This is a genomic window from Parerythrobacter lutipelagi (assembly GCF_005434975.1).
Classification (GTDB): domain Bacteria; phylum Pseudomonadota; class Alphaproteobacteria; order Sphingomonadales; family Sphingomonadaceae; genus Parerythrobacter_A; species Parerythrobacter_A lutipelagi.
The window spans coordinates 1,386,344-1,395,321 of record NZ_SKCJ01000002.1 but is presented as its reverse complement, the minus strand read 5'-3'; the positions used below and the strand labels follow the sequence as shown (position 1 = coordinate 1,395,321).

The 8,978-nt window shown below is 65.1% G+C and carries 10 protein-coding genes; all 10 read right to left on the bottom strand.

Translation table 11 applies throughout. From position 1 onward, the window contains the following. Positions 1-482: conjugal transfer protein TraF (gene traF, locus E0502_RS15020; RefSeq protein ID WP_137678741.1), on the bottom strand; the 482-nt coding region annotated here is incomplete at its 3' end. Continuing rightward, positions 479-2,200 carry a conjugal transfer protein TraN gene (locus E0502_RS15015; protein ID WP_137678740.1) on the bottom strand — a complete coding sequence of 574 codons (1,722 nt, stop codon included), beginning with the start codon at positions 2,198-2,200 and terminating at the stop codon, positions 479-481. The genes traF and E0502_RS15015, both read right to left, overlap by 4 nt. Beyond that, the gene (trbC, locus tag E0502_RS15010) at positions 2,197-2,952 is read right to left on the bottom strand and encodes a type-F conjugative transfer system pilin assembly protein TrbC (RefSeq protein ID WP_137678739.1); all 756 of its coding nucleotides are present in this window, start codon (positions 2,950-2,952) and stop codon (positions 2,197-2,199) included. Before trbC ends, E0502_RS15015 begins: the two co-directional genes overlap by 4 nt. Continuing rightward, complete coding sequence (gene traU, locus E0502_RS15005; protein WP_137678738.1) at positions 2,949-3,962, bottom strand: conjugal transfer pilus assembly protein TraU; 1,014 nt, start codon at positions 3,960-3,962, stop codon at positions 2,949-2,951. The genes trbC and traU overlap by 4 nt, the downstream gene beginning before the upstream one ends. Further along, positions 3,959-4,591, bottom strand: coding sequence for a type-F conjugative transfer system protein TraW (gene traW, locus E0502_RS15000; RefSeq protein ID WP_137678737.1), 633 nt, complete (start codon positions 4,589-4,591; stop codon positions 3,959-3,961). Before traW ends, traU begins: the two co-directional genes overlap by 4 nt. After that, entirely contained in the window at positions 4,591-5,097 is a 507-nt protein-coding gene (locus E0502_RS14995; protein WP_137678736.1) for a S26 family signal peptidase, read from the bottom strand. The genes traW and E0502_RS14995 overlap by 1 nt, the downstream gene beginning before the upstream one ends. Then, on the bottom strand, positions 5,094-5,474 hold the full coding sequence (locus E0502_RS14990; RefSeq protein ID WP_137678735.1) for a TrbI F-type domain-containing protein: 381 nt from the start codon (positions 5,472-5,474) through the stop codon (positions 5,094-5,096). The genes E0502_RS14995 and E0502_RS14990 overlap by 4 nt, the downstream gene beginning before the upstream one ends. Then, a complete protein-coding gene (locus E0502_RS14985; protein ID WP_137678734.1) occupies positions 5,467-5,871 on the bottom strand; it encodes a hypothetical protein in 405 nt (134 codons plus the stop codon). The genes E0502_RS14990 and E0502_RS14985 overlap by 8 nt, the downstream gene beginning before the upstream one ends. After that, positions 5,871-8,420 carry a type IV secretion system protein TraC gene (gene traC, locus E0502_RS14980; protein ID WP_137678733.1) on the bottom strand — a complete coding sequence of 850 codons (2,550 nt, stop codon included), beginning with the start codon at positions 8,418-8,420 and terminating at the stop codon, positions 5,871-5,873. The genes E0502_RS14985 and traC overlap by 1 nt, the downstream gene beginning before the upstream one ends. Next, positions 8,417-8,953: a hypothetical protein gene (locus tag E0502_RS14975; RefSeq protein WP_137678840.1), complete on the bottom strand. Its 537-nt coding sequence runs from the start codon at positions 8,951-8,953 to the stop codon at positions 8,417-8,419. Before E0502_RS14975 ends, traC begins: the two co-directional genes overlap by 4 nt. Between the last annotated feature and the right edge of the window lie 25 nt (positions 8,954-8,978).

Below are 8,978 nucleotides of genomic sequence, written 5' to 3'. Positions count from 1 at the left end.
GAGAGCCGTGCCATGACGTGATCGCGCTCGGCGCTGCGGGCATCCTGCCACTGCTTCTTGGCGACCGCGCCGACCGGGCGTTCGAGCGTGTAGTCGAGTTCGGGATCCTGCCAGATCGCCCGTTGCCAGACATCGGAGAAAAGCGAGGCGCGGTCGAGCTGCGCACGCTGGAAGCGGATATAGGCCGCGACATTCGCTTCGGTCGGATAGAGGATCGCGCGCGCCTTCAACTCGCGCAATTCGGAGGTGATCGCATCGAGTTCTTGGCTGGCCGCGACCGGTTCGGCTTCGGGCGTTTGCGGTTCCTCTGCGGGCACAGGTTTGACGCAGTAGAACCAGTAGCCGAGCTTTCGCTCTTCGCAGTAGAGCGCGTCGGCGTCGGTGATCGATGCCGTCTCCCGAGGTTCCTGGGCATGCGCCGAAGCGGCGGCGAGCGCAGTGAAGCTGAGTGCGAGCGCAGTCAGGTAGTCCAGATGGGTCATTGACCGCCCCTTGCGTAATAGTCGTCGATCTTCTGCTGGATGAGGATGGAGGTCTCGAGCTCGTCGGGCAGCCGCGCGGCCTCGGTGAACTCGGCATAAACCTCGCTGAAATCCATGCGGGAAAGATCGAGCTGAGCGAACTCGTCGAGGGTGAAGCCCTCGCATTGTTCTTCCTTGGGCTTGTCCCAGGGCTTGGGAAGCTGCTTGCGGCCCTGTTCCTGCAAGATGCGCGAAAGCTTGCTCTCGAAGCAGCAATAGGCCTTCTTCTTGGTCAGGCAGACGCCAAGGAACTTCTTTGAACAATATGTGCCCACAAAGGCGCACAGGCCCTGCGCATCGCGCTGGTGGAGCAACACTTCCTCGCGGTCGCAGCCGAGCGCGACCAGCAGGCTGATCCCCGGAATGAGCGGGAAACCCTTGCCCTTGCAGCAATTGAGCACGCCGAAGACCTTGGACGAGCAGGTGTTGCGCGTTCCCCGGAACAGCGTCAGCGTGTTCGGGTCGAATTGCCCGCGCGCCTCGTCCATCGCATGGAGCGCGGTGACTGCATCCTTGAACTCGTCATTAGCGGTGCGCTCGATCGTCTCGCAGCTGCCATCAATGCAATAGACATCGCCATCGCAGACATATTGCGTGGTGTTCTCGGTATCGGGCAACGGGCATTCGTAGATGCGCTCCCAGGTCTCGCACGGAAGTTCGTCGGTGAGGCATTCCTCGCGGACGAAGCGGCAGGTGCCCTGGCTCTCGATGTCCGAGCAATCGGTCGCCGCTTCGCGCGAGGTGCAGGTGTAGCTGCGCTGCCATTCCCAGCAGGGCCGCGTCACCGAGACGCCGTCGATCACGCGTGTCTGCGGATCGGCATCGGTGCAAATCTCTACATCGAGCGTGCAGTCTCCATTGTCGGCAAAACCCGTGCACTGGCTCTCGTCTGGAACCGCATCGACCGTGCTGTCTGTGGTGACCGCATAAGGCGTGTAGCGAGGATCGGGCGCATTGCAGGAGATTTCGGCAATCGGATCGCCCGGCTCGGAGCAGAAGCGGTTGAACCCGTTGTCCCACCACTGGAGGCACGGGCCGGGGCGATAGCCGGTGATGCGGCACGAGCCGCCATCGAAGGCCGAGCACCAAGGAAGACCCTGGTAGATGCCGGTGTCGTTGCAGAGATAATGCCATTGCTGGCGCTGCGTCACGCTGGCGACGAGCGGCACCGCGCATTGACCCGCCGACTGGTCGATCCGCGTGCCGGTGTTGCAGGTCGCGGTGTAGGTTCCCGCAGAGCCCGAGCCGGGCGGCAGCGGGACGCAATTGCCCTGGCCGCCCGAGATATCCATGCCGCTGGTGTATTCAAGCGGCGTCTCGTTGATCGCGAGACTGCGCGCGATCACATCCTCGATCTCGTCTGGATCGAAGCGTGCGCGGTTGGCGATGCTGTCGCGCATCGCGCGATAGCCCTGGTGCCCGGTGGCCACCGCCGCGGCATTGCTCTCGATCCGGTCGGGATCGTCGGCAAGCGTTTCGAGGTCACGCACGGCATTGCGATCGTAATTGGGGAGGGTGGATGCGTCGTGCTGCGAGTTGGCGGCTGCCTGCGCTTCGCTGCGCAGGCTTTCGCCAAAGGCCTTGCCGTCAGCCCGCGCATCCTGCTGCTGCGCGGAGAGGGGCGCGGCGACGGCGAGAAGAGCGAGCAGTCCCAGACGAAGCGATTGTGTGAGCCTCATGGCCGCTCTCCTTCAAGGCGGCGGAGATGGAGACGTGCAAGCTGCGCGCCCGGACCGCCTCCTGAAGCAAAGGTGTCGAGCACTTCGGCCACGCTGATATTGCCAGCGATGCGGTCGTGCGGCGGAAGGATGTCGCTGCAGTCGAACCCGTCGCAGGGGGCAAAGTCGCTCGCGATCATCACGAAGCTCGGAGCGACCTCGATATCGAAGGCGCGGAACAGGCGCGGGTCGATCCCGAGCGCGCCGGCTTCATGGCCATCGCTCCAGATCGCGGCGATGCGTTTCTTGAAGCGCGCGCTGTCGCCTTGCGGGAACCCGCGCAGCACGGTGACGCCGCCCGCCCTCGCGACATCGTGAACCAGCGCCTTGAGCGAGCGTTCCGGCATTCCCAGCGAGGCAAAGGCAATGAACCGGGGCGTCTCGCCCATTGCCGCCACTTCGGCATCGGCCTGGGCGCGGATCATGCCATCGAGATCGAGCGGGCCGGTATCGGCAGTCGCTTGCGCCGCTTCTGCATAGGCTGCGCGGTTCGCGTGGGCCGTTTGTTGAGCGGCGCGCGCGTCCTCTGCCAGCGCATCGGCTTTTGTCTTCACCGACGTGGCGAGCGCTTCGGCATCGGCGCTATGCTCGCTGGCGCGCGCGCGGATTTCGGCAAGATCGAGTTCGGGCGAACTCTCTTGCGCAGACGCGGCAGCAAAGGCGGCGGCGGTCGCAAGGCTGATAGCGACCAGCAGGGGGAAGGCGATTCTCATAGCGCGCAGCAATTCCTCTTGCGCCAGACGAGGTATCCCATGTCTTCGCCGATGGCGGGGATGACCTGTCCGGGGGACTGGAAGGTGGTGGAGGCACCGATAGGCGGGCAGGCGAAGCGGCCCTTGGTTGCCGGATTGGGATTGGTGGCCTGGAAGCGGTATTGCTGCTTGCGCATCACCGGCATCAGGTATTTGCCGCACAGGCCCTTCGATCCCATCGTGCCCCACGAAACGAGTTCGCGGTGGAGCTTGTAGGCGAAGCGCGAGAGCACGAGCCGCGAGGCCTGGACATGTCCGATCGAGGCCGAGACGTTGCCGTTCATCGGGTACATCGAACCCTGGCAGCCCGCGCACCAGAACATCTCGTCGAGCGGCAAATTGGCGGTCGATGCCGCGCAATCCGCAGCGCAAGCGGCAAGCGCCAGCGGGTTGGCGAAGAGCACCGCTTCGGGGTTGATGATCGCGGTGAGCTCGCTGTCCTGCCACAGCGGATCGATCTCGGAGATGTAGAGGATGTCGATCGAACCGGGCTCGAGGCACAGGAAATCGGCGACGATCTCCATCCAGTAGATCAGCGGATAGGCATACCAGTGGACATGCCAGCTCGAATAATACTGGCTTGCGCCCCCCACCGCCGAAGGACCCGAGATCGAGCGGAAGCCAATATCAAAGCCGGGATCGAGTTTCATCCCGCCGAGGTTGACGAAGCACCAAGGCTTCATACTGACATCGGCGAGCCGGACCGGCTCCCAGAACCCCATCGCGATGCCGGGCCGAAGCCCGCACAGGCACACCGGTAGGTCCGGATTGTCGGGATCGGGGCGATTGCTCGGCCAGATTTCGAGCCCGCCGACCGATATCGGGAACAGGCACGACCAGCAGATGTCGGTGATCGGGTTGACGAATTGCCCGGTGCACTTGCCCGGACCGGCATCGGCCGAAGCCGGTGATGCGAATACCAGCGATAGCATCGCCGTGAACAGCACCAGGAAGGCGCGGATGCTGCTCATGGCTGTGCCTTCCGGGGCGGCAGCGCGATCTCGCTCACTTCGAGCATCCGGCCGTTCTGGCGCACGCGCGCAGGCGTCGCCCGAATTCCGAATTTGTCGGTGAGCTTGCCGCCCTGGTCGAAATAGAACCTTCGCTGGCGGGCCTTCATCAGCTCGAGCGGCGCACCCTTGACGAGGATCAGCTTGGCATTGACTTCTTGCCTCAGCGACCAGGCGACCTGCGCCGGATCGTCGCCGTCGAGAAACAGGAGGTCGCCGCGCAGCTTGACGCTGTCGAGCGGATTGACCCGGGTTCCGGCGGCATGGATCAGCTCGCCTTTTGCGCCCCGGATATCGGCAGCAAGCGTAATTGTCGGATCGAAGGCCCATTGGCGGCTTGCGCTTGCGCGGATCACGCCGGCAACCGGATCAGGCCGGTTGACGCGGGCGATCGTACGACGCTTGAGTTCCTCGTTGAGCCGCGCGGTCTCGCCCGACTTTTCCATCTGCGCGAGGCGAGCATGGATCTGTTCGAGCAGATCGCGCTCGATCACGGGGAAGACCGCGCCGCGCTGGCCATAGTCTCGCGCCTGCAGGCTGGCCGGGAGCGCAGCGAGGAGAAGCGCGCCAAGCGGAAAGAGGGAGCGCATCACAGGATCGCCCTCCCGCTGCCAAGGATTTGTCCGCGGCACACGAAGCCGATTGCGCCATAGCGGCTGTCGAGCCCGCGGGGATGGCTGGTGCCGGTGTAGTAGCAGCCCTCGGGGATGACGCCTTTAGGCCCCCGCGTGAGCGGGACACCGAGACGGGTGACCTCGAGCAGGCTCGCGACCTGCTTCCCGTTGATGAAGACCGCATCGCCCTCGTGGCGCACGACATCGCCCGGCATGCCAAGCACGCGCTTGCCGAACATCTGCGGTCCTTTTCCGAAATGCCTTTCGACCAGCTCGCTTTGCGGCGGCTCAAAGAAGATCAGGCTGCCGCGTTCGATCGGCGCGTGCTTGTCGAGCCAGAACGCCCAGTTGGACAGGCTCGGGCTCGCATTGATGAGGAACGCGTGGTCCTTGCTGAAGGCATCGAGCGGCGCCCAGGCAAGCGGCAGCAGGACCAGCCCCGAGAGCAGCAGCGGACGGCGGATCGAGCGGGTCAGGCTCATGGCTGCTTCTCCCCGGCGAGCTTGTCCGCAATGCGCTGCTCGAGTTCGGAGGTTGCGTCTTCGGCAGCGCCCGCGAGCACGGCCTCGGCAACCAGCACCACGCGGCCGTCATGGCCCATGTCGGCGACGGCGCTTTCGGCGGCTTTGAGGTATGCAAGGCTCGCCGCCTGAACGACCGCCGGATCGGCATCGGCGCGCGCGGCTTCCTCGACGAATGTCCCGATGGTCTCGGCGAGCCGGACCGTGACGATCCGCTGCTCCGGGGAGCTGGTGACCTGCTGCGTGATCCACGCACCCCACAGGAGCGCGGCAACGAGCAAGGGTAGAGCGAGGAGTTTCGGGCCCAGCTGGCTAAGCGGGAGGTTCAGTCTATCCATGGCGGGGAGATCCTTCGGCGAGGCGGCGATCGAGGCGGCGCAGGAAAGCCGGCAATCGCAGCAGGGCGAGGCCGCCGGCTGCGATGAGGAATGCGATCTGGAGGTCTTGGGCAAAGAAGCGGCGCGCGACCGGTTCAGCGGTGCGGTAATGGTCGGCAAGATTGCCGAGCTGCGCGAACAGCGCCGTGAGATCCCAGCCTGCTACAGCCAGGAACACGAACAGCGGCAGGCCGAGGACCAGCAGCAGCGTGCTCGCCGCGAAGCTTGCCGTTTCGATCAGCACCAGGCAGGTGCCCTGGAACAGCGCCAGCCAGTCGATCACACGGTGCTTGTCGCGGGCTTGTCTGACTGACGGAAGCGGCACGCGATCTACGAGCGTGGTGGTCTCGAGCACCATCACATGCCTCCTTCCACGCCCGCGACCAGCGCGACTGCGCGCTCCAGCGGCATGCCGTTTTCGACATGGCGGTGGATCGCGGCATAGGTGTCAGGATCGGAGGAGAAGATGGTTGCCGAGAGTGGGTCGAGCACCAGGCGTCCAACGGCTTCCATCTCGGGACCTTTGAGGTAGATCTCGCTGTACTCGGTGCCCGAGCGCTTGAGGCTGCGGATCAGCGTCTCGGTCCGGTCGTCCATGTCGAGCCGGGCCTCCTTGCGGAAATCGGCAATGGTCTCGGGCTTCTGCTGGAGCACCAGCATCCAGTCGCTGTTTTCGAGCGCGGCCCGCGCGCCGTCGGATTTGTAGTAATCGTTCAAGGACTGGGTGGCAGTGGCGAGCGCACCCCCGTACTTGCGCGCGGTGCGAGCATAGGTCTCGACGAACTCGCCCATCGAACCACCCTTGAGCATGGCCCAGGCTTCATCGATCAAAAGCAGCTTTTTGGTGGACCGCGAGCTGCGCGTCATCGCCTGGCCGGTCATGAACATGATCGCCGAGAGGACAACGCTTCGCAGTTCCTCGCGGGACGCAAGGTCGCTCATCTCAAAGACGGTGAAATCGTCTTCGAGCGCGAAACTCGCCTTGCCGGAGAAAAACCCGGCATAGCTGCCGCCGCGGCAGAAAGGCGCGATCGCGGTCGCCAAATCCCTGCCCGCCTCGTTTTCGCTTTGATGGAGGGCATGCGCGACATCGTCGATCGCGCCGCCGCTGCCGAGCGCTTCCCAGACCTGCGTCACCGCGCGGTCGATGAGGCCGCGCTCGGTGTCCGAGGGCGCGGCGCTTGGCCGCGCCATCTGGCTGACGATCGCCTTGATCATCGCAAAGCAGTCGAGCCGGTAGTCCTCGTCCTCATGCGCGCGGGCATCGTCGACCATCGAGAAGGGATTCAAGGAGAAGCCCGAGGCGAGGGTGAACTCGACGAAGCGCCCGCCCTGAAGTTTGATCGAGTGCTCGAAACTCCGGCCGTCATCGATCACCACGACCTTGGCGCCAGCGCCGCGCAGCGCGGCGCATAGCTCCTGCAGCAGCACCGACTTGCCCGAGCCCGACTTCCCGCAAATCGCGATGTTGTGGTTGCCCGCCTTGTTCTCGAAGGGCGACCAGAAGAAGGGCTGGCCGCGCCGTCCGAGCAGCAGCAGGTGCGGGATCGTGCCGCCGAGATACTCGCCCTGCAGGGGGGCGATATTGGCCGCGGTGGTCGAGAGCATGGTTCGAAAGCGTTTGAGCCGCGCAAGGTCGTGGACCAGACCATCGGCGAGGCTCAACGGGAACGAGGCGACGAGGCCCTGGAGCTGGAGGAAGCGCTCGTCGGCAAGGTCCCATCCGGCCGCCTTGTAAATCGCCTTGACCGTGCGCTCATGCGCATCGCCTTCGCCGAGCGGCGAGATCGTGGTGAGACCATAGAACAGCTTGACGAACTTCTTGCCCGCTTGGAGTTCGGCCTGGACGTGTCTCCATTCTGCCGACTGCTCCGACAGTTTGGGCAGGAAACGTGCGCTCTTCGTTTCCGACAGGCTGGTGGTGCGCATGAACTTGTAGCCTGCGCGCGCCGAGGCGGCTTCCTGGTCGGGATAATGCAGGCACAGCATGGTCGCAGCCGGGCAGGGAAAGCGCAGTTTGTCGGTGAACATGTCGCCGATGAGCCGCGCGCATTCCCACGGTGCCCAGCGCTCAGGGGTAGAGCGCACGCCGTAATGGCGCATATCGAAGCGGTCGGGATAGCATTCACCTACCTGCGGCACGCCATCTCGCGAGCGCCCGGTCTCGCGGAAGCGCTCGGTGCGCAAGATCAGCCGGTCGTCCTCGACTTCGAGTTCGATGTCGCGGCGGATCGCTTGCGCGTCGAGCGTGTCCTCGCGGTTCCAGTGGGTGAGATCGGGTTCGCGCGCGGTGGTCGGCGAGGTGAGCTCGTCGACCAGTGCGAGGAGGCCTGCGGGCTCGAGCCTGTTCGATGCAAGGCCGAGCGAGTTCAGCATCCCCGACATCCCGTCGCGGCATTCGGTGAGTTCTGCATCGGTGACGCTTCCGGGCACCGGAACGCCGAGCGAGAGCACCAGACGCACATGGCGTGCATGAAACGGCGCGTGTGCCGAGCCCGACTTCCAGACGAGATCGTAGAGCCGGTTGGTGCGGGCTTTCGCAATCGCTTCGTAGATCCCGCCCTGCTCGTAGCGCGGTGCGAACCACGGGCCGACGATGGCGCCGATGCGCGGGGACGCGAAGTTCAGCACTTGGAGGCAGGCGCCTTGCGGCAGGCTCTCGGAAAAGAACTGGCCGAGGATCTCACCTGTCCGCTCGTCGGCGCCGATGAGCGGGGTGACTTCGAGAATGAAGCCCTTCGAGTGCGCGTTGCGGTAGAGCCCCGGGCCCTCGTCATAGACTCGGTACGGAAGCCAGTCCGACAGCATGTCGAGCGCGAAACGCGGCTGCGCATGATCGCCCCTTTTCGCATCGCCGAACAGGCCAGCGAGAAGCGCGTCGCGCGCAGAGGATAGCGAGAGGTTCACTTGGGCTCTCCTTCGGGCAGAACGGGGTGGGGCACCTGGCCGGGGGAGGGGGGACGACCAGGTGCCCCGGGGTCCGGCGCTTTGGCGCCGGGCAGCTCCGTCAGATCCTGCGAGGGGATGACCAGGACATCGGGAGGCTGCTGGGGGGACGGATTGGAAAGCTGAAAAGGAATTGCTTCTGCGGCGGCGGGCGGGGCGACTTCTGCTTCAGCCGGACGCGCCAGTGCGCGAAGCACGTCGCCGGTCGAACGCGGCGCGCGCCAGCGCTCGGCAGCGCGATCGGGCAGCACGACATGAACAACCCGGGCCTCGTGGATGCGGCCCGCCCCGTCGCGGTAGCCCGCAACAACGATCCGCAATCCGCGATCACCGGCCCTGTGCGCTCCCGCAGAGGCATGACCGGACCGTTCTGCCTGTGAAACGCGGGTCGCGGCATCGTCGATCATCGAGGTCGGCGCGCAGCTTCCCTCCGGTGCCCGGCAGGAAAAGTCGCCCTTGACGTTGCCGCCAAGCGTCGCACAGCCGGCGATCATCAACGCGAGAATTGCCGTCGCTCCG

Coding starts and splice junctions, on each gene's coding strand:
- E0502_RS14975 (WP_137678840.1), bottom strand. CDS start 8,953: ATGATCGCCGGCTGTGCGACGCTTGGCGGCAACGTCAAGGGCGACTTT.
- E0502_RS14985 (WP_137678734.1), bottom strand. CDS start 5,871: ATGGTGCTCGAGACCACCACGCTCGTAGATCGCGTGCCGCTTCCGTCA.
- traW (WP_137678737.1), bottom strand. CDS start 4,591: ATGCGCTCCCTCTTTCCGCTTGGCGCGCTTCTCCTCGCTGCGCTCCCG.
- traU (WP_137678738.1), bottom strand. CDS start 3,962: ATGAGCAGCATCCGCGCCTTCCTGGTGCTGTTCACGGCGATGCTATCG.
- E0502_RS15015 (WP_137678740.1), bottom strand. CDS start 2,200: ATGAGGCTCACACAATCGCTTCGTCTGGGACTGCTCGCTCTTCTCGCC.
- E0502_RS14990 (WP_137678735.1), bottom strand. CDS start 5,474: ATGGATAGACTGAACCTCCCGCTTAGCCAGCTGGGCCCGAAACTCCTC.
- E0502_RS14995 (WP_137678736.1), bottom strand. CDS start 5,097: ATGAGCCTGACCCGCTCGATCCGCCGTCCGCTGCTGCTCTCGGGGCTG.
- trbC (WP_137678739.1), bottom strand. CDS start 2,952: ATGAGAATCGCCTTCCCCCTGCTGGTCGCTATCAGCCTTGCGACCGCC.